21 protein-coding genes are annotated in these 16,436 nt (G+C 67.7%); 12 read left to right on the forward strand and 9 right to left on the reverse strand.

The window, feature by feature from the left end; genetic code table 11:
* The first annotated feature begins 209 nt into the window (after positions 1 to 209).
* Positions 210 to 998, forward strand: a complete 789-nt coding sequence (locus ACQI5H_RS05075) for an MmpS family transport accessory protein (RefSeq protein WP_427078293.1) — start codon at positions 210 to 212, stop codon at positions 996 to 998.
* Positions 999 to 1,005: 7 nt separating this feature from the next.
* On the opposite strand, the gene ACQI5H_RS05080 is transcribed toward ACQI5H_RS05075, so the two are convergent.
* Positions 1,006 to 1,713 carry a ferritin-like fold-containing protein gene (locus tag ACQI5H_RS05080; RefSeq protein ID WP_427078294.1) on the reverse strand — a complete coding sequence of 236 codons (708 nt, stop codon included), beginning with the start codon at positions 1,711 to 1,713 and terminating at the stop codon, positions 1,006 to 1,008.
* A 246-nt stretch (positions 1,714 to 1,959) separates the two neighbouring features.
* Here ACQI5H_RS05080 and ACQI5H_RS05085 point away from each other — a divergent pair, with 246 nt between their 5' ends.
* Entirely contained in the window at positions 1,960 to 3,525 is a 1,566-nt protein-coding gene (locus tag ACQI5H_RS05085) for a DEAD/DEAH box helicase (protein WP_427078295.1), read from the forward strand.
* 14 nt (positions 3,526 to 3,539) lie between these two features.
* Complete coding sequence (locus ACQI5H_RS05090; RefSeq protein WP_427078296.1) at positions 3,540 to 4,790, forward strand: hypothetical protein; 1,251 nt, start codon at positions 3,540 to 3,542, stop codon at positions 4,788 to 4,790.
* A 70-nt stretch (positions 4,791 to 4,860) separates the two neighbouring features.
* Here ACQI5H_RS05090 and ACQI5H_RS05095 read toward each other — a convergent pair whose 3' ends face one another.
* On the reverse strand, positions 4,861 to 5,661 hold the full coding sequence (locus ACQI5H_RS05095) for a ParA family protein (RefSeq protein WP_427078337.1): 801 nt from the start codon (positions 5,659 to 5,661) through the stop codon (positions 4,861 to 4,863).
* A 75-nt stretch (positions 5,662 to 5,736) separates the two neighbouring features.
* On the opposite strand from ACQI5H_RS05095, the gene ACQI5H_RS05100 reads away from it, so the two are divergent.
* The 3 genes from ACQI5H_RS05100 to ACQI5H_RS05110 are packed head-to-tail and all read left to right on the forward strand — an operon-like array spanning position 5,737 to position 7,915.
* Complete coding sequence (locus tag ACQI5H_RS05100; protein ID WP_427078297.1) at positions 5,737 to 6,327, forward strand: acid phosphatase; 591 nt, start codon at positions 5,737 to 5,739, stop codon at positions 6,325 to 6,327.
* A complete protein-coding gene (locus tag ACQI5H_RS05105) occupies positions 6,324 to 7,436 on the forward strand; it encodes an isochorismate synthase (RefSeq protein ID WP_427078298.1) in 1,113 nt (370 codons plus the stop codon). The genes ACQI5H_RS05100 and ACQI5H_RS05105 overlap by 4 nt, the downstream gene beginning before the upstream one ends.
* Positions 7,433 to 7,915 carry an N-acetyltransferase family protein gene (locus ACQI5H_RS05110; protein WP_427078299.1) on the forward strand — a complete coding sequence of 161 codons (483 nt, stop codon included), beginning with the start codon at positions 7,433 to 7,435 and terminating at the stop codon, positions 7,913 to 7,915. The genes ACQI5H_RS05105 and ACQI5H_RS05110 overlap by 4 nt, the downstream gene beginning before the upstream one ends.
* Here ACQI5H_RS05110 and ACQI5H_RS05115 read toward each other — a convergent pair.
* Positions 7,867 to 8,310, reverse strand: coding sequence for a hypothetical protein (locus ACQI5H_RS05115; protein ID WP_427078300.1), 444 nt, complete (start codon positions 8,308 to 8,310; stop codon positions 7,867 to 7,869). The genes ACQI5H_RS05110 and ACQI5H_RS05115 overlap by 49 nt on opposite strands.
* A gap of 93 nt (positions 8,311 to 8,403) precedes the next feature.
* On the opposite strand from ACQI5H_RS05115, the gene ACQI5H_RS05120 reads away from it, so the two are divergent.
* Together ACQI5H_RS05120 and whiB1 are read left to right on the forward strand one after the other, a co-directional pair.
* A complete protein-coding gene (locus ACQI5H_RS05120; RefSeq protein WP_427078301.1) occupies positions 8,404 to 9,378 on the forward strand; it encodes a diacylglycerol/lipid kinase family protein in 975 nt (324 codons plus the stop codon).
* A gap of 269 nt (positions 9,379 to 9,647) precedes the next feature.
* Positions 9,648 to 9,902, forward strand: a complete 255-nt coding sequence (whiB1, locus tag ACQI5H_RS05125; RefSeq protein WP_068070345.1) for a transcriptional regulator WhiB1 — start codon at positions 9,648 to 9,650, stop codon at positions 9,900 to 9,902.
* Positions 9,903 to 9,964: 62 nt separating this feature from the next.
* On the opposite strand, the gene ACQI5H_RS05130 is transcribed toward whiB1, so the two are convergent.
* Both ACQI5H_RS05130 and ACQI5H_RS05135 read right to left on the reverse strand, forming a co-directional pair.
* Complete coding sequence (locus ACQI5H_RS05130; protein WP_427078302.1) at positions 9,965 to 11,467, reverse strand: sensor histidine kinase; 1,503 nt, start codon at positions 11,465 to 11,467, stop codon at positions 9,965 to 9,967.
* 69 nt (positions 11,468 to 11,536) lie between these two features.
* Positions 11,537 to 11,752: a biotin/lipoyl-binding carrier protein gene (locus tag ACQI5H_RS05135; RefSeq protein WP_427078338.1), complete on the reverse strand. Its 216-nt coding sequence runs from the start codon at positions 11,750 to 11,752 to the stop codon at positions 11,537 to 11,539.
* Between the two features lie 246 nt (positions 11,753 to 11,998).
* Here ACQI5H_RS05135 and ACQI5H_RS05140 point away from each other — a divergent pair, with 246 nt between their 5' ends.
* Entirely contained in the window at positions 11,999 to 12,073 is a 75-nt protein-coding gene (locus ACQI5H_RS05140; protein ID WP_003416889.1) for a 50S ribosomal protein bL37, read from the forward strand.
* A 21-nt stretch (positions 12,074 to 12,094) separates the two neighbouring features.
* Here ACQI5H_RS05140 and rsrA read toward each other — a convergent pair whose 3' ends face one another.
* Both rsrA and ACQI5H_RS05150 read right to left on the reverse strand, forming a co-directional pair.
* The gene (gene rsrA / locus ACQI5H_RS05145) at positions 12,095 to 12,397 is read right to left on the reverse strand and encodes a mycothiol system anti-sigma-R factor (RefSeq protein WP_427078303.1); all 303 of its coding nucleotides are present in this window, start codon (positions 12,395 to 12,397) and stop codon (positions 12,095 to 12,097) included.
* Positions 12,394 to 13,185 (reverse strand): sigma-70 family RNA polymerase sigma factor, encoded by a 792-nt coding sequence (locus ACQI5H_RS05150; RefSeq protein ID WP_427078339.1) that lies wholly within the window; start codon positions 13,183 to 13,185, stop codon positions 12,394 to 12,396. Before ACQI5H_RS05150 ends, rsrA begins: the two co-directional genes overlap by 4 nt.
* Positions 13,186 to 13,353: 168 nt before the next feature.
* On the opposite strand from ACQI5H_RS05150, the gene ACQI5H_RS05155 reads away from it, so the two are divergent.
* The 3 genes from ACQI5H_RS05155 to ACQI5H_RS05165 all read left to right on the forward strand — a co-directional run bounded on the left by ACQI5H_RS05155 (position 13,354) and on the right by ACQI5H_RS05165 (position 15,027).
* Entirely contained in the window at positions 13,354 to 14,214 is an 861-nt protein-coding gene (locus ACQI5H_RS05155; protein ID WP_427078304.1) for an SDR family oxidoreductase, read from the forward strand.
* 1 nt (position 14,215) lies between these two features.
* Positions 14,216 to 14,683 (forward strand): aminoacyl-tRNA deacylase, encoded by a 468-nt coding sequence (locus tag ACQI5H_RS05160; protein ID WP_427078305.1) that lies wholly within the window; start codon positions 14,216 to 14,218, stop codon positions 14,681 to 14,683.
* 80 nt (positions 14,684 to 14,763) lie between these two features.
* Positions 14,764 to 15,027 carry a hypothetical protein gene (locus tag ACQI5H_RS05165; protein WP_427078306.1) on the forward strand — a complete coding sequence of 88 codons (264 nt, stop codon included), beginning with the start codon at positions 14,764 to 14,766 and terminating at the stop codon, positions 15,025 to 15,027.
* A gap of 18 nt (positions 15,028 to 15,045) precedes the next feature.
* Here the strand turns inward: ACQI5H_RS05165 and ACQI5H_RS05170 are convergent, their stop codons facing one another.
* Together ACQI5H_RS05170 and ACQI5H_RS05175 are read right to left on the reverse strand one after the other, a co-directional pair.
* A complete protein-coding gene (locus tag ACQI5H_RS05170; protein ID WP_427078307.1) occupies positions 15,046 to 15,921 on the reverse strand; it encodes a 3-hydroxyacyl-CoA dehydrogenase family protein in 876 nt (291 codons plus the stop codon).
* A gap of 57 nt (positions 15,922 to 15,978) precedes the next feature.
* A complete protein-coding gene (locus tag ACQI5H_RS05175; RefSeq protein ID WP_427078340.1) occupies positions 15,979 to 16,287 on the reverse strand; it encodes a DUF1905 domain-containing protein in 309 nt (102 codons plus the stop codon).
* Positions 16,288 to 16,436: the final 149 nt, after the last annotated feature.

The following is a 16,436-nucleotide window of genomic DNA, read 5'->3' on the forward strand; positions in this document are numbered from 1 at the left end:
TTCCAGTAGCAGCTTGCGGTAGCGGTGAAGTCGCAGGCGTGTCAGCAGCAGGCTAGTGGATGCGCCGGCTGCTCGGTGCGCCCCGGGCCCGCGGCGGGCTACGCGGTGAGCGAAACGCCGGTCGCGAGGAGGTAACGATTGGCTACCAGCTGGGCTTACACCCGGGTTCCACGCCGGATCCGTGTTTTCACATGGCTAACTTCGGCACCATGGGTACCACACTGCCCCCCATCGACAGGGTCCGTGCCCGCCCGGGCCGCGGCGACTACGACCTTGACTACGACGGCTACGACCGCGACTACGACCGCGACTACGACCGCGACTACGACTTTGACCGTGACGCCGACGGCGACACTGAGGAGCTGTACCGGGCCGGGTCCGAGGGCGATTACAGCTGGACGGGTTGGCCGGCCGATTTCCGCGTGCGCCCGATCACGGCAATTCTCGCCGCCATAGTCGCCCTGGGGGCGATCGCGACCGCCGTCGTCCTCAACAGCGGCGACAGCGTCTCGACCAAGGCGACTGTGGGACCCGCTCCGCAGACGCTGACCTCCGCGCCGCGGACCACGAGCCCGCCCAGCGCGGCGCCGAGCCAATCGCCGCTCCCGCAGGAGACGGTCACCACCGTGACGACGCCCCGCGCCGCTCCGACGCAGCTGCCGACCAGCGCGCCCACGGCCGCGCCAACCCTGGCGCCCACCGCCGCACCACCGTCGGTCGCGTTGAACCCGCGCACCGTCCTCTACACCGTGACCGGGACGAAGCAGCTCCTGGACCTGGTGAACATCGTCTACACCGACGCCCAGGGCTACCCGCAGACCGAGTTCAACGTGTCGCTGCCCTGGTCCAAGGTCGTCGTGCTGAATCCGGGCGTGCAGACCGAGTCGGTCGTGGCGACCAGCATCTACGGTCGGCTGAATTGCTCGATCGTCAACGCCGAGGGCCAAGCGGTCGCGGTGTCGGCCAGCAACACAATCATGGCGACCTGCACCCGCTGACCGGCGGTCAGCTCAGCCCGAGCTCGTGCATCCGCCGGTCGTGGGTCTGCTGTAGCCGGTCGAAGAACGCCCCGAGCTGGCTCAGGCCGCCGGTACCGGAGACCACCAGGTCGACCAGCTCGTCGTGATCGGCCAGCAGGTATTGGGCCTGGGTGATGGCCTCGCCGAACAGGCGACGCGCCCACAGCGCAAGGCGGCTGCGCTGCTTGCTGCTGCCGGTCACGGCCGCGCGCACCTCGGCGACGACGAATTGGGAGTGCCCGGTCTCCGACAGGGCCTCCCGCACCACGTCGGCGACTTCGTTGGGCAGCACGTCGGCGATTTCCAGGTAGAGGTCGGCGGCCAAAGCGTCGCCGACGTACGTCTTCACCAGGGCTTCCAGCCAGGTACTCGGCGTGGTCAGCCGGTGGTAGTTCTCCAATGTCGACGCGTACCTCGACATCGACGACACCACGTCGACCCCCCGCTTTTCCAGGGCGTCTCGCAGCAGTTCGTAGTGCTGCATCTCGGCGGCGGCCATGCTCGCCATCGAGATGCGTCCCCGCAGGTCAGGGGCCATGCGAGCCTCGTCGGTCAGGCGGTAGAACGCGGCGATCTCGCCGTAGGCGAGCACCGCGAACAGTTCGTTGACGCCGGGGTGGTCCGCGGTGAGGCGTGGCGTAGGCGAATCGTCCACCTGGTCGGCGGAGGAGGGCCCGGGAAGGGGCGGGGACATGGGCAACACTCTAGTCGCCGGACCTGGCGGAAGATGGGTGCCGGCTGTTGACCAGCTATCATGCTTGGAGGTGGTGGCGGTATTTCTTCTGCCGTTGCCACCGGCGAAATGTGCGTGCACAGCTGGCCCGCCCAAAACGAATGCAGGGGCCCGCACTCGGCGACGTGGAGTCGGAATTCGTGCGCGCGTGACCGCGACAGAAAACCGACCAACCGAAGACGTCACCGAAAGGCACATCACCCGCGTATGACTGCACTCACAAGCGCAACTGAACTGACCCCCCTGAATACGTTTGCCAAGCTCGGCGTCCGCGACGAAGTCGTGCGGGCACTTGCCGAAGAAGGCATCGAAAGTCCTTTTGCCATCCAAGAATTGACCCTGCCGCTGGCGCTGGCCGGCGACGACGTAATCGGCCAGGCCCGCACGGGCATGGGGAAGACCTTCGCGTTCGGCGTGCCGCTGCTGCAGCGGATCACCGCCGGCGGCTCGAACACTCAAGCCCGGCCACTCAACGGCGCGCCTCGCGCGCTGGTCGTCGTGCCGACCCGCGAGCTCTGCCTACAGGTCACCGGGGACCTGGCCACCGCGGCCAAGTACCTGACCGCCGAGAACGGCCGCCCGCTCTCGGTGGTGTCGATCTACGGGGGCCGGGCCTACGAGCCGCAGATCGAGGCGCTGCGCACCGGCGCCGACGTCGTGGTGGGCACCCCGGGCCGACTGCTCGACCTGTGCCAGCAGGGTCACCTGCAGCTCGGCGGGCTGTCGGTGCTGGTGCTCGACGAGGCCGACGAGATGCTCGACCTGGGCTTCCTACCCGACATCGAGCGGATTCTGCGCCAGATTCCGGCCGACCGGCAATCGATGCTCTTCTCGGCGACCATGCCGGACCCGATCATCACGCTGGCCCGCACGTTCATGAACCAGCCCACCCACATCCGCGCCGAGGCGCCGCACTCGGCCGCCACCCACGACACCACCGAGCAGTTCGTCTACCGCGCCCACGCACTGGACAAGGTGGAGCTGGTCAGCCGGGTGCTGCAGGCGAATGACCGCGGCGCCACGATGATCTTCACCCGCACCAAGCGCACCGCGCAGAAGGTGGCCGACGAGCTGGCCGAACGGGGCTTCAAGGTCGGCGCCGTGCACGGCGACCTCGGGCAGATAGCGCGCGAGAAGGCGCTCAAGGCATTCCGCACCGGTGACATCGACGTGCTGGTCGCCACCGACGTAGCCGCCCGCGGCATCGACATCGACGACGTCACCCACGTCATCAACTACCAGATCCCCGAGGACGAACAGGCATACGTGCACCGGATCGGGCGCACCGGCCGCGCCGGCAAGGCCGGCGTCGCGGTCACCCTGGTGGACTGGGACGAGCTGCCCCGCTGGTCGATGATCAACAAGGCGCTGGGCCTGGAAACCCCCGACCCGGCCGAAACCTACTCCAACTCACCGCACCTGTACGCCGAACTGGGCATCCCGGCCGAGGCCGGCGGCAAGATCGGCGCGCCGCGTAAGTCGCCGGTCAAGCGCCGCGACACGAAGAACTCGGGTCAGAGTGCCGGCCAGGGCTCGGGCCAGAGTTCGGGCCAGAAGTCCAACCGCTCCGGCGCGAGGCGCCGTCGCACCCGCGGCGGCCAGCCCGTCTCCGGCCACCCCGCCGGGACCGGAGCCGCCAGCGATGGCGATGGCAGTGGCGACAACAGAGCCGCCGCAGAGAAACAGAGCTCCAACGGCAGCGGAACCAACCGGCGCCGCCGCCGTCGCCGCAAGCCCGCCGAAACCACCGCCGCCTCCTCGCACGCCCACTGAGCTCACGCCGCGGCATGGTCAGACCCGAACGCCGGACCAAGGGCGACGTCATGGCCGCCGCGGCGATCGCGGTCGTCGTCGCCGCCACCGCCGCGCTGATCTGGTGGACCAGCGACGCGCGGGCCGCCATCAGCCGGCCGGCCGCCGTCGGCGCGCCCAACCCGACCCCGGCCCGCGAAGTGCCGGCGCACCTGCATCAGCTGTGGACGGCGACGAGCGTCGCCACCACCGCGCCGATCGTGGTCGGCGGGACGGTCACCACCACCGACAAGCGTCGGCTCGACGGGCGCGACGCCGGCACCGGGCAGTCACGCTGGAGCTACGCGCGCGACACCGATCTGTGCGGGGTGACCTGGCTCTACCACTACGCCGTCGCTGTCTACAGGGACGACCGCGGTTGCGGTCAGGTCAGCACGCTGGACGGGTCGACGGGTCGCCGCGGGCCCGCCCGCAGCGGCAATGCCGATCCCCACGTCCGCCTCTCCTCCGACGGCATGACGGTGTTGTCGGTGGGCGATACCCGACTGGAACTCTGGCGCTCGGACATGGTCCGGATGCTGGCCTACGGCGAGACCGATGCCCGGGTGAAGCCGTCGGCGCGGGGCCTGCACTCCGGATGCAAGCTGGTCTCGGCGGCCGCCAGCTCGTCGGCGGTCTCGGTGTTCGAAAGCTGCGTGAATCAGGCGGATCTGCGGCTGGTCCTGCTGCGCCCGGCCAAGGAAGACGACGAACCCCAACAACACGTCGTGTCCGAGCCCGGGATCACGGCGGATTCGGGTGCCCGCGTGCTGGCCGTCCGGGAGAACAACACCGCGGTGTACCTGCCCGGCGGTTCCGGCTCGCAGCCCAGGGTCGACGTGATCGACGACACGGGCACCACCGTGTCGAGCACCCTGCTGCCCAAGCCGCCGGCGGGCTCTGCGTTGACGTCCCAGGCGGGGGTGTCCCAGGCGGGCAACCTGGTGACCTGGTGGACCGGAGATTCCGTCATGGTCTTCGACGCCAACAGTCTGACCCCGCGCTATACCATCGCCGCCGGCGAGACGACGGCGCCGCTGGGGCCCGGCGTGATGATGGCGGGCAAGCTGCTGGTGCCGGTCACCGGCGCGATCGGTGTGTACAACCCGGTCAACGGCTCGAGCGAGCGCTACATCCCCGTCGATCGGGCGGCCAGCCCGGCGCAGCCTGGAGCGCCCGTCGTCCCGGCCGTGTCCGGTTCCAGGGTGTTCGAGCAGCGCGGCGACACCGTGGTGGCGCTGGGCTGATCGCGCCGCCGCCGCTAAATCTCGGCGGCTAGATCTCGACGGCTAAATCTCTACTGCTAGATCTCTACTGCTAAATCTCTACTGCGAACGTCGCCAGCGGTTTTCCCGACTTCCAGTGCTTGATCAACGCCTTCGCCAGCTCCTTGTAGGCGGTCGCGCCCTTGTTCTTGCGCCCGGCGATCACCGACGAGCCGGACGCGCTGGCCTCGGCGAAGCGCACCGTGCGCGGGATCGGCGGGGCGAGCACCGGCAGGTCGTAGCGGTCGGCGACGTCGACCAGCACGTCGCGGGTGTGCGTGGTGCGGGAGTCGTACAGCGTCGGCAGCGCGCCCAGCATCCGCAGATTCGGGTTGGTGATCTGCTGGACGTCGGCGACGGTCCGCAGGAATTGCCCGACGCCGCGGTGGGCCAGCGTCTCGCACTGCAACGGCACGATGACCTCGTCCGCAGCCGTCAGCCCGTTGAGGGTGAGCACTCCCAGCGACGGCGGGCAGTCGACGATCACCACGTCGAAGTCGTCGGAAACCTTGGCCAGCGCACGTTTGAGCGCATACTCGCGGCCCGCCCGCATCAGCAGCATCGCCTCGGCACCGGCCAGGTCAATGTTGGCCGGTAGCAGCGTCATTCCCTCCATCGTCGTGACCAGCGCGGCGTTGGGCTCGACCTCACCGAGCAGCACCTCGTGCACCGACACCGGTAGCTTGTCGGGATCGTGGCCGAGCGAGAACGTCAAACAACCCTGCGGGTCCAGATCGACAAGCAGCACCCGCCGGCCGCTTTCCACCATCGCCGCACCCAGCGAGGCCACCGTCGTGGTCTTGGCCACCCCGCCCTTCTGGTTGGCCACCGCCAGTACCCGGGTCTTAGTCACGGTGCCCATCCTGGCACGTTCCGGGCCGCCTGCTAAGGGAGACGGGCCAACTGGTCTCCGGCAGAATCGGTCAGCATGGGCTTGCACAATCATCGTCTGGTGCTGCTGCGCCACGGCGAGACCGAATGGTCGAAATCGGGCCAGCACACCGGCCGCACCGAGGTCGAGCTGACCGATGCCGGCCGCACGCAGGCCAAGCTGGCCGGGCGGGCGCTGGGCGAACTGAAACTCGTTGACCCGCTGGTGATCAGCAGTCCGCGGCAACGCTCCCTGACGACCGCCGAGTTGGCCGGCCTTACCGTCGACGAGGCGTCACCACTGCTCGCCGAGTGGGACTACGGGTCGTATGAGGGCCTGACGACGTCGCAGATCCAGGAGTCGGTGCCCGACTGGCTGGTGTGGACGCACGGATGCCCCGACGGCGAGAGCGTCGCGCAGGTCAGCGAGCGCGCCGACCGGGCCGTCGCGATGGCGTTGGAGTACATGCCGTCGCGCGACGTGTTGTTCGTGAGCCATGGCCACTTCTCCCGCGCGGTCATCACGCGGTGGGTCGAGCTGCCGCTCGTCGAAGGCCGCCGCTTCGGAATGATCACCGCCTCCATCGCCGTCTGCGGCTTCGAGCACGGGGTGCGGCAACTCTGTGCGCTCGGGCTGACCGGTCAGTGACACCAATCGAACCGCCGTTCGCGCTGTGCGGACCGCGCGGGACCCTGGTCGCCGACGGGGTGCGGACGCGCTACCGCGACGTGCAGGCCGCGCAAGCGGCGCTGCGAACGGGGTCGGCCCCAATCGTGTTGGGCGCGTTGCCTTTCGACATCGGCGCACCCGCCGCGCTGCTGGTGCCGAACACCGTGCTGCGCACCGACGGGCCTCCCGACTGGCCGACGGGCCCGCTACCCGCGGTGCGGGTCGCCGCCGCCATCCCGCCGCCCGCGGACTACCGCGTCCGGATCGGCCGCGCCCGCGACCGGCTCACCGCCCCGGGCAGCCCGCTGCACAAGGTGGTGCTCGCGCGCGCCCTGCGGCTGGTCGCCGATGCCCCAGTGGATGCGCGCGTCGTGCTGAGCCGCCTCGTGGCCGCCGACCCGGCCGCCTACGGCTATCTCGTCGACCTGACCGCGGCGGGCGGCTCCGCCGGCAACGAATACGCGGGCGCGGCGCTGGTGGGCGCCAGCCCCGAACTTCTGGTCGCACGCTTCGGCGATCGCGTCGAGTGCAGGCCGTTCGCCGGCTCGGCGCCCCGCGCCCGCGACGCGGACCTCGACGCCGCCAACGGCGCCGCGCTGGCGGACTCGGCCAAGAACCGTCACGAGCACCAGCTGGTGATCGACACCATGCGGGCCGCCCTGGAGCCGCTGTGCGACGACCTGACGATCGCTTCCGAGCCGCAATTGAGCCGCACCGCCGCGGTCTGGCACCTGTGCACACCGATCAGCGGCCGTTTGCGCGACAAGTCAACTACCGCAATCGATCTGGCGTTGGCACTGCATCCCACCCCGGCGGTCGGCGGGGTGCCGACCAAGGCGGCCTCCGAGCTCATCGCCGAACTCGAAGGGGACCGTGGTTTCTACGCGGGAGCCGTGGGCTGGTGCGACGCCGGCGGCGACGGACGCTGGGTGGTGTCCCTTCGGTGCGCGCAGCTGTCGGCGGACCGCCGCACCGCCGCGGCGCACGCCGGCGGCGGCATCGTCGCCGAATCGGATCCCGATGACGAAGTCGACGAGACGACAACGAAATTCGCCACGATACTGCGCGCGCTGGGAGTCGACCAATGAGCGTAATTGTCCGCCGCGCCACACGACAAGACTGCGGTGATATTGCCGAAATGATCCACGGGCTGGCCGAATTCGAACGCGCCGCCGAGCAATGCACCGTGACCGAAACACACGTTTCCACAGCGCTTTTCGGTAATCCGCCGACGGTGCACGGTCACGTCGCCGAAGTCGACGGCGAGATCGCCGCGATGGCGCTGTGGTTTCTCAGCTTCTCCACGTGGGACGGCGTGGCGGGAATCTACCTCGAAGACCTGTTCGTCCGCGCGAGGTTTCGCCGCCGCGGCCTGGCCCGTGCGCTGTTGAGGACGCTGGCGGGCGAATGCGTCGACAACGGCTACACGCGGTTGTCGTGGGCGGTGCTGAACTGGAACGCCAATGCCATTGCGCTGTATGACGAAATCGGCGCGCAACCGCAGCGCGAGTGGACCACCTATCGGCTGTCGGGTCCGCCGTTGGCCGAGCTGGCCGGACCACGCTGATCACCGCCGGCGGCCCAGCGCACCGCCGCGGGAGTGAAGAGCAGGATCAGTGAGCTCAGCGCCAGCGCGCCGACCGGAATCCCGAACGCGGGCTGATGCGAGCCCACCGCGACATACCAGGAAATCGGCAGCAGGAGGAGCTGGGTGAACACCGCCGGCCCCCGGCCCCAACGCTTGCCGATCACCAGCGCCCGCCCCGCGGTGAGCACCACGGCACCCGCCAGGACGAACCAGACCGCGGTGCCCAATCCGTTGACCACGTGCTGGTCGGCTCCCGCGGCCCCGCGGACCACCAACACCGCGGCCACGGCAAGAGAGGCCACGCCCTGCACCGCGACGATCCATCCCGCGACACGCACCGTGGTCGGGGCGGCGGTTGGGGCCGGCGAATTCACAGCGTCAGCGTAGTCAGGCCGGCTCGGTCGGCCCCGCGAGCGGCAGGTTCCCCCACAGCGGGGTCTTAACCGCCCCGCATAAGCTCGTGCATCATGCGCGCCGTGCTGATCGTGAACCCCACAGCCACTTCCACCACCCCGGCCGCTCGCGATCTGCTGGCGCACGCACTGAAAAGCCGCCTTCAGCTCACCGTCGAGCACACCGGCCACCGCGGTCACGGCGGCGAAATCGCGCAGGCGGCCGCCGCGGACGGGGTTGACCTGGTCGTCGTGCACGGCGGCGACGGCACGGTGAGCGGGGTGGTCAACGGTCTGCTCGGTAGCCCCGGCTCGCCGCGGGCCGAGCACCTGCCCGCGCTCGCGGTGGTGCCCGGCGGCTCGGCGAACGTGCTGGCCCGGTCGCTGGGCATCGCCCAGGACCCGGTCGCCGCCACCAACCAGCTCATCCAGCTGCTCGATGACTACCGCCGCCACCAGACCTGGCGCCGCATCGGATTGATCGACTGCGGTGAGCGATGGGCGCTCGTCAACGCCGGGATGGGCGTCGACGCGGAGGTGGTGGCCGCGGTTGAGGCCCAACGCGACAAGGGCGTCAAGGTCAACGCGTTGCGCTATTGGCGGGTGGCGATTCCCGTCACGCTCGCGTTCAGGCGCCGCGACCCGGTGCTCACGCTGGAGCTACCCGACCGTGATCCCGTCCCGGGCGTGCACTTCGTGTGGGTGTCCAACACCAGTCCGTGGACCTACAGCAACAACCGGCCGCTGGTGACCAACCCCAGCTGCACCTTCGAGTCGGGCCTCGGCGTCTTCGCGCTCGACGGCATGAAGGTGCTGCCGACGCTGAACGTGCTGCGCCAGATTCTCTCGAAGGGCCCCAAACCGAATGTGAAACAAGTGGTGCGCGACGACGACGCGGCCTGGGTCCGAGTGACCTCGACCGCCGGGCCGATTCCCAGCCAGTTCGACGGCGATTATCTCGGCGTGCGCGAAACCATGACGTTCCGGTCGGTCCCCGACCTGCTCCCCGTCGCCGCGCCACCCGCCAAAAACATACCTGACCTGCGATAACTCGACATCGATCGGGCCCGCGGAAAATCGCTCCCGGACGCGGCGGCCGCTCAGTGTAGTACAACGGAGTGAGCCTATGGGTACGAGATCGCCAAAGTGAGATAGCCCACGAGCTAACGCACGCTATTGACATCTTCTGAGCCTGTGAAACGATCGAAAGGTTGCATGCAGAAAATTCGTAAGGTACGGAAACCTTTTCTTGTGCACGCTTAACAGCCGAAGAAAATGCCCGTGCGCCTTGCTGCGCACTCAGTGAGGAGTAACAACGTATGGATTGGCGCCACAAGGCGGTCTGTCGCGACGAGGACCCGGAGCTGTTCTTCCCGGTGGGGAACAGCGGTCCGGCGCTCGCGCAGATCGCTGACGCGAAACTGGTCTGCAATCGGTGCTCGGTGACCACAGAGTGTCTCGCCTGGGCTCTGAACACCGGCCAGGACTCGGGCGTCTGGGGCGGAATGAGCGAAGACGAGCGGCGCGCGCTGAAGCGCCGCAACGCCCGGACGAAGGCCCGTAGCGGAGTCTGACCCAGTTTCTCCACTTACAGTGCGGCCCTGACAATCGTCGGGGCCGCACTGTTGCGTGGGCACTAGAGCAGTAACCGGGTCCGGCGACCGATCGGCACCCGTAACACCACATCGGTGCCGCGCTCGGAGGCTTCGCTCATGCCCAGCGTGCCGTCCAGCTCCGCCGACACCAGGGTCCGCACGATCTGCAGGCCCAGGCTGTCTGACTTTTCCAGGTTGAACCCCTCGGGCAACCCACGCCCGTCGTCGTGCACCACGACGTCGAGCCAGCGCGCGGAACGCTCGGCGCGAATCGTCACGGACCCCTCCGCGGCAGCGGCGTCGAACGCGTGCTCTATCGCGTTCTGCACGAGCTCGGTAATCACCATGATCAGCGCCGTCGCCCGATCGGAGTCCAGCACGCCCAGGTCGCCGACCCGGTTGATCCGGATCGGCCGGTCCACGGACGCGACGTCGTTCATGATCGGCAGGATCCGGTCGATGACCTCGTCAAGGTTCACCTGTTCGTCCACCGACATCGACAATGCGTCGTGCACCAACGCGATCGACGACACCCGGCGCACCGACTCGATCAGGGCTTCCCGGCCCTCGGCGTTGACCGTGCGGCGGGCCTGCAAGCGCAGCAGCGCGGCCACGGTCTGCAGGTTGTTCTTCACGCGGTGGTGGATCTCGCGGATCGTCGCGTCCTTGGAAATCAGGGCCCGGTCGCGGCGCTTCACCTCGGTGACGTCGCGGATCAGCACCGCCGCACCGGCGCTCGACCCGTGCACCACCAGCGGCAGCGTGCGCAGCAGCACCGTCGCGCCGCCGGCATCGACCTCCATCCGCATGCTCTTCCCGCCGGCCAGCAGGTCCTGCACGTGCTCGGCCATCTCCTGCGCCTCGAACGAGTCGGAAATCAGCGGCCGCGTGATTTCGATGAGGTTGTGGCCCTCCAGCTCGGTCGTCAAGCCCATCCGGTGGTAGGCCGACAGCGCGTTCGGGCTGGCGTAGGCGACCACGCCGTTGACGTCGAGACGGATGAAGCCGTCGCCCGCCCTCGGGGTCGAGCGGGACATGGCCACGTCCCCCACGTCGGGAAAGGTGCCCTCGGCGAGCATGTGCACGAGGTCCTCGGCGCAGTCCCGGTAGGCCGTCTCCAACTGACCCGACGTGCGATCGGCGGCCACCGCGGTTTGATGCCGGGTCAGCACCGCAACCACCTGGTCGCCGTAACGCACCGGGGAGGCCGCAACGTGCGGGCCGGGCAGGTGCCACGAATGCTGTTGCCCCACAACACTTTCCCGTCCGATCGCGCCCGAACTGAAGGTTTCCGCGACGAGCGCCAGCCGGCCGGCGGCGACGACGCTTCCCACCGCGTCGGTCTGCAGAACCGTCGGCGCCGTGTTGGGCCGGCATTGCGCCACGCACACCAGCACGCTGTCGTCGCGGCGGACCCACATCAGGTAATCGGCGAACGACAGGTCCGCCAGCAGCTGCCACTCCCCGACCACCGCGTGCAGGTGATCCACCGCATTGCCGGGCAGCATCGTGTGCTCGGCAAGCAGATCACCGAGAGTGGACATCGATTACTCCCGAGTCGTTCCCCGGCGGTAGTGCCGGGTACGTGCGAAACGCCAAGCTTTTTCCGGGGCCTAGCTGATCACGGCGATGAGGTCGCCCGCCTGAATGACATCGCCGACCGAGACGCTCACCTTGCTCACCGTGCCGTCGACCTCGGCCAGGACCGGGATCTCCATCTTCATCGATTCCAGCAGCACCACCGTGTCGCCCTTGTCGATCTGGTCACCCTCTTTGACAACGACTTCGAGCACGCTGGCCACGATCTCGGCGCGAACATCCTCGGCCATCTTCACCCCACTCGTTTCGGCCACTTGTTTCGGCCATTTGTTTCGGCCACTCCGCATGCTGGCTGCTGGTCCATCAAGCTTCTACCAGGATCCTGTATATCGAACCACAAGAGCGGCCGAGACCGCGGCGCACGGGCCATCGACGCGGCGTGCCGCGTCCCGTGAGAGACTGGACCGCGACATGCGGGCGCGCGGCGCCCGGCAGCCTAAGACCTGGCGTCCCAGCAATCCCGGAGGTTCGAAACGATGGCCAAGCGTGGCCGCAAGAAGCGCGACCGTAAGTACAGCAAAGCCAACCACGGCAAACGGCCCAACTCGTAACCGCGGGCGCTAGTCGGAGCTCTACTCCAGGCCCCGGATGATCGTCGTCCGGCGGATCTCCAGCCGGAGGCGCTCCTTCAAAGCGTCGGGAGCCTTCTCACCCTTGCACTTGGTGGCGATCAACGCCTTGATCCGCTCCTCGAGGCCGTAATGCTTGAAGCACCCGGGGCAGGCCTCCAGATGCTGGCGCAGCCGCTCCTTGGCCTCGGGCGTGCATTCACCATCGAGCAGGGTCCATACCTCTGCGATGACTTCCGCACACCCGATGCTGCCGTGGGAATCGTCGTCGGGGCACGAGTCGATAGGGCCGGAAAACTCGCTCATGACGACACCTCCTCGTGCGCCTGTGGGCCGCGGTTGAACCCTCGCTCCTTGGCCACGTCGGCCAGCAATCCGCGCAGCTGACGTCTGCCGCGGTGCAGCCGAGACATTACCGTCCCAATCGGCGTGTCCATGATCTCGGCGATCTCTTTGTAGGGGAAGCCCTCGACGTCGGCGTAGTAAACGGCCATCCGGAACTCTTCCGGCAGCGCCTGCAGCGCCTCTTTGATCTCGGTGTCCGGAAGCGACTCCAGGGCTTCGACCTCGGCCGAGCGCAACCCCGTGGAGGAATGCTCGGCATTGGCCGCCAACTGCCAGTCGGTGATCGCCTCGGTCGGATACTCCGCGGGCTGGCGCTGCTTCTTGCGATAGCTGTTGATGTAGGTGTTGGTCAGGATCCGGTACAGCCACGCCTTGAGGTTGGTGCCGGCCCGGAAGGAACGAAATCCCGCGTAGGCCTTGACCATGGTCTCTTGCAGCAGGTCCTCGGCGTCGGCGGGGTTGCGAGTCATGCGCAGGGCGCCGCCGTAGAGCTGGTCGATCAGGGGAATCGCGTCGCGTTCGAAACGCGCCGTCAGTTCCTCGTCGGTCTCTTGCTGGGTTTCTTCCTGGGACGCCGGTTCGGGGTTCTCTGACCCCGCCACGCCGTCCGGACCATCGTCTCGGCCATCTTGGGAGTCGGCCATATCGGTCAACACGGTCCCTTCTGCTGCGGTGTCGCCGGGCAGCGTCGAAAGCTCCACCGGACTCGCAGGAACGCGAGTCAACAGGCTCGTCGCCGTTGACACCAGACTGCTCCTCCCAATCTAAAGGCTGCTTCCGACACCGTCTGCTCCGGTCCGTCCCAGCTGCATCAGTAACCGACTCGTCTAACACCGTTGGCCGGCGTGCTATTTCCTGGCCTTTCCGTCCCTGGTCCCCCACCCGGGCCGGTTGCGGCGGGACGTTAGTGTGACGCCATGTCCCACGCGAAGCCCCTCCAGGGCAAGACCATGTTCATCTCCGGCGCGAGTCGCGGTATCGGCCTGGCGATCGCCAAACGCGCCGCGCAAGACGGCGCGAACGTCGCCCTGATCGCCAAGACCGCAGACCCGCACCCGAAGCTGCCGGGCACGGTGTTCACCGCGGCCAAAGAGCTGGAGGAAGCGGGCGGACAGGCGCTGCCGATCGTCGGAGATGTCCGCGACCCCGAGTCGGTGGAGTCCGCGGTAGCCAAGACCGTCGAGCAATTCGGCGGCATCGACATCTGCGTGAACAACGCCTCGGCGATCAACCTCGGGTCCATCACCGAGGTGCCGATGAAGCGGTTCGACCTGATGAACGGGATCCAGGTGCGGGGCACGTACGCGGTGTCGCAGGCCTGCATTCCGCATTTGAAAGGCCGCGAAAACCCGCACATTCTGACGCTGTCGCCGCCGGTGCTGCTCGGCAAAGAGTGGCTGAAGCCGACGGCGTACATGATGGCCAAGTTCGGCATGACGCTGTGCGCGCTCGGGATGGCCGAGGAACTGCGCGACGACGGCATCGCGTCGAACACGTTGTGGCCGCGCACCTTGGTGGCCACCGCCGCGGTGCAGAACCTGCTCGGCGGTGAGGAGGCGATGGGCCGGGCCCGCAAGCCCGAGGTGTATTCCGACGCGGCCTACGTCATCCTCACCAAGCCGGCACGCGAATACACCGGTAACACGCTGCTGTGCGAGGACGTGCTGGTCGAGTCCGGCGTCACCGACTTGTCGGCGTACAACTGCGTGCCGGGCGCGCAACTCGGTGTCGACTTCTGGGTCGACGGCGTGAACCCGCCGGGATACACCGGCCCCTAGCGTGGCGGGCGCTGCGACGCCGGCGCTCGCGGAACTGGCCAAAGCCGGTGTGCCGCATGAGGTTTTGCGATTCGAGGCCGTCGGCGACCTGTCGGCGTCCGGTGACATCGCACCCGATCAGGTGTTCAAGACCCTGATCGTTGCCCTGCCCGGCGAATTGGCGGTCGCGATTGTTCCGGTGCCGTCGCGATTGTCTCTGAAGGCCGTCGCCGCGGCGTTGGGCGCGACGAAGGCGAGCATGGCCGAACCCGACGCCGCCGAGCGGGCCACCGGCTACGTGGTCGGCGGCATCTCCCCGTTTGGTCAGCGCCGGCGGCTGCGCACAGTGCTGGACAGCTCCGCGTTGAACTGGGACCGCGTACTGTGCAGCGCCGGCCGGCGCGGCTGGGATGTCGGGGTTTCACCGCACGATCTGATCCTGGTCACCGGTGCGATCACCGCGGACATCGCCCGCACTACACGTGCTTAATAATGACCCTTGCGTGGAGTGTAGTCAGTTGACTACACTCCACGTTAACGCTGGTCCATGGAACAACACAGGAGGACTCAATGGAACCGAAGCGATCGATGAAGAAGGCCCGCGGCGCGACGATTGCCGCCGCCGGTGCGCTGGCCGTTGCGGGGCTGTTGACCGCCGGGGTGGGCACCGCCAGCGCCGACACGATTCAGACCGAGGGCAACTATCCGACTCGGGAGGCGTGTCAGGACGCCGGCCCGGGCGTGAAGGCGACAACGCCCGGTGGCTGGAACAACTTCTGGTGCGTCCCGGATCGGGTGGCTCCCGGCAGCTGGCGCCTAGTGCTCAGCAACTGAACCGGCTCACGGCCCGGCTCAGGAAGTTCGATACGAGTAGAAGCCCTCGCCGGTCTTGATGCCGAGCTTGCCGGCATCGATGTAGGCCTGCAACAACTCCCGCACGTTCGTCGGTAGGTGCGGAAACTCTTGCGCGTAGTGGTTTTCGATATCGAGCACGACATCCAGGCCGACCAGATCCATCATCTGAAACGGCCCGGCCGGCACACCCCAGTTGACTCTGAACATGCCGTCGACGTCCTCGGGACGGGCCACGCCCTCGGCGACGACGGCCAGCGACTCCCGCTTGATGGCCGCCCAGATGCGATTGAATATGAACCCGGTGCACTCCTTGCGCGCCTCGAATGGGTGCACACCGAACTCGGGCAGGACGGTCAGCAAGGTGTCGAGCAGGCCGCGGTCGGTCTCGCCGTCGGACATCAGGTCGACCGCATTGACCTGAGGCGGCATATAGAAGTGCATGTTGCACAAACGTGTTTTGTCGCGCACGTTTTCGGCCATCAGCCGTGACGGGTAGGACGAGGAATTCGTCGCGAAGATCGTGTCCGCCGGTGCCGCCTGGTCGATCTGGCCCCACAGCGGAATCTTGACTTCGAGCTTCTCCGGGGCGGACTCCACGGCAAGCCACGCGTCGTCCAACGCCTCGTCGAGCGACGTCGCGGCGGTCGCGACGCCGACCTCGCCAAAACCTCGGTCGGACAGCAGCTGCGGTAGTGACTCGGCGACATACTGCGTCGCTTCGGCGAGTTGTTCGGCCCGCCGGGCATGGATTCGCACGGTTCCACCGCGGCTGGCGAACATCAGCGCGATGCGGCGGCCCAGCGTGCCCGCCCCGATCACAGCGACCGGGCGGTTCCGGATGTCGTCGAAAGTGTAGGTGTACGAGCCAGTCACACAGGCATGCTAAGTCCCGCGTGGGCGCCCAGCTGCGTCTGGTAGTCGCAACTCTGGTTAGTTGCCGCTGGCCACGTCAGCGCGGTCGGTGTCGAGAACCAACTCGACGCTGACGCTGTCGCCGTGGGTCTTGCCCAGCGACTTCTGGATTGCTTTGCGCACACCGAGCCGGTGCTGGCCCCCGTAAGGAGCCAACGAGCCCGTGTAGGCCACACGGTCGTCGAACCGCGCTTTGACCGGCACTCGCGCCCGCACACCGAAGACGGCAACCGTGTTGAAGGGGAACGTTACATAGGCTCCTGGGCCGTCGGGGCGTTCGATGACGGCATCGAAGACAATCGGCCCTGGATCGCGATACTGCACCATGGCTTCCAGGATGGCAGGCCAGCCAGTCGGATTCGAATTCACTTGCGCCACTTTAGTTTCAGGAGTTGCAACGCGGCGTTTTTTGTCGGTGGGCTTGGCTAGTTTCGCGGTATGAGTTCGGGCGGGGTTGTCGATCGTGACGCGATTAC

Source organism: Mycobacterium heidelbergense (assembly GCF_050205645.1).
GTDB classification, from domain to species: domain Bacteria; phylum Actinomycetota; class Actinomycetes; order Mycobacteriales; family Mycobacteriaceae; genus Mycobacterium; species Mycobacterium heidelbergense_A.

Bases quoted from the DNA above. Each gene is read 5' to 3' on its own strand.
- ACQI5H_RS05120 (WP_427078301.1), top strand. From the start codon at position 8,404: ATGCGCGCCGTGCTGATCGTGAACCCCACAGCCACTTCCACCACCCCG.
- ACQI5H_RS05175 (WP_427078340.1), bottom strand. From the start codon at position 16,287: ATGGTGCAGTATCGCGATCCAGGGCCGATTGTCTTCGATGCCGTCATC.
- ACQI5H_RS05110 (WP_427078299.1), top strand. From the start codon at position 7,433: ATGAGCGTAATTGTCCGCCGCGCCACACGACAAGACTGCGGTGATATT.
- ACQI5H_RS05090 (WP_427078296.1), top strand. From the start codon at position 3,540: ATGGTCAGACCCGAACGCCGGACCAAGGGCGACGTCATGGCCGCCGCG.
- ACQI5H_RS05165 (WP_427078306.1), top strand. From the start codon at position 14,764: ATGGAACCGAAGCGATCGATGAAGAAGGCCCGCGGCGCGACGATTGCC.
- ACQI5H_RS05155 (WP_427078304.1), top strand. From the start codon at position 13,354: ATGTCCCACGCGAAGCCCCTCCAGGGCAAGACCATGTTCATCTCCGGC.
- ACQI5H_RS05100 (WP_427078297.1), top strand. From the start codon at position 5,737: ATGGGCTTGCACAATCATCGTCTGGTGCTGCTGCGCCACGGCGAGACC.
- rsrA (WP_427078303.1), bottom strand. From the start codon at position 12,397: ATGAGCGAGTTTTCCGGCCCTATCGACTCGTGCCCCGACGACGATTCC.
- ACQI5H_RS05080 (WP_427078294.1), bottom strand. From the start codon at position 1,713: ATGTCCCCGCCCCTTCCCGGGCCCTCCTCCGCCGACCAGGTGGACGAT.
- whiB1 (WP_068070345.1), top strand. From the start codon at position 9,648: ATGGATTGGCGCCACAAGGCGGTCTGTCGCGACGAGGACCCGGAGCTG.
- ACQI5H_RS05085 (WP_427078295.1), top strand. From the start codon at position 1,960: ATGACTGCACTCACAAGCGCAACTGAACTGACCCCCCTGAATACGTTT.
- ACQI5H_RS05130 (WP_427078302.1), bottom strand. From the start codon at position 11,467: ATGTCCACTCTCGGTGATCTGCTTGCCGAGCACACGATGCTGCCCGGC.
- ACQI5H_RS05135 (WP_427078338.1), bottom strand. From the start codon at position 11,752: ATGGCCGAGGATGTTCGCGCCGAGATCGTGGCCAGCGTGCTCGAAGTC.
- ACQI5H_RS05075 (WP_427078293.1), top strand. From the start codon at position 210: ATGGGTACCACACTGCCCCCCATCGACAGGGTCCGTGCCCGCCCGGGC.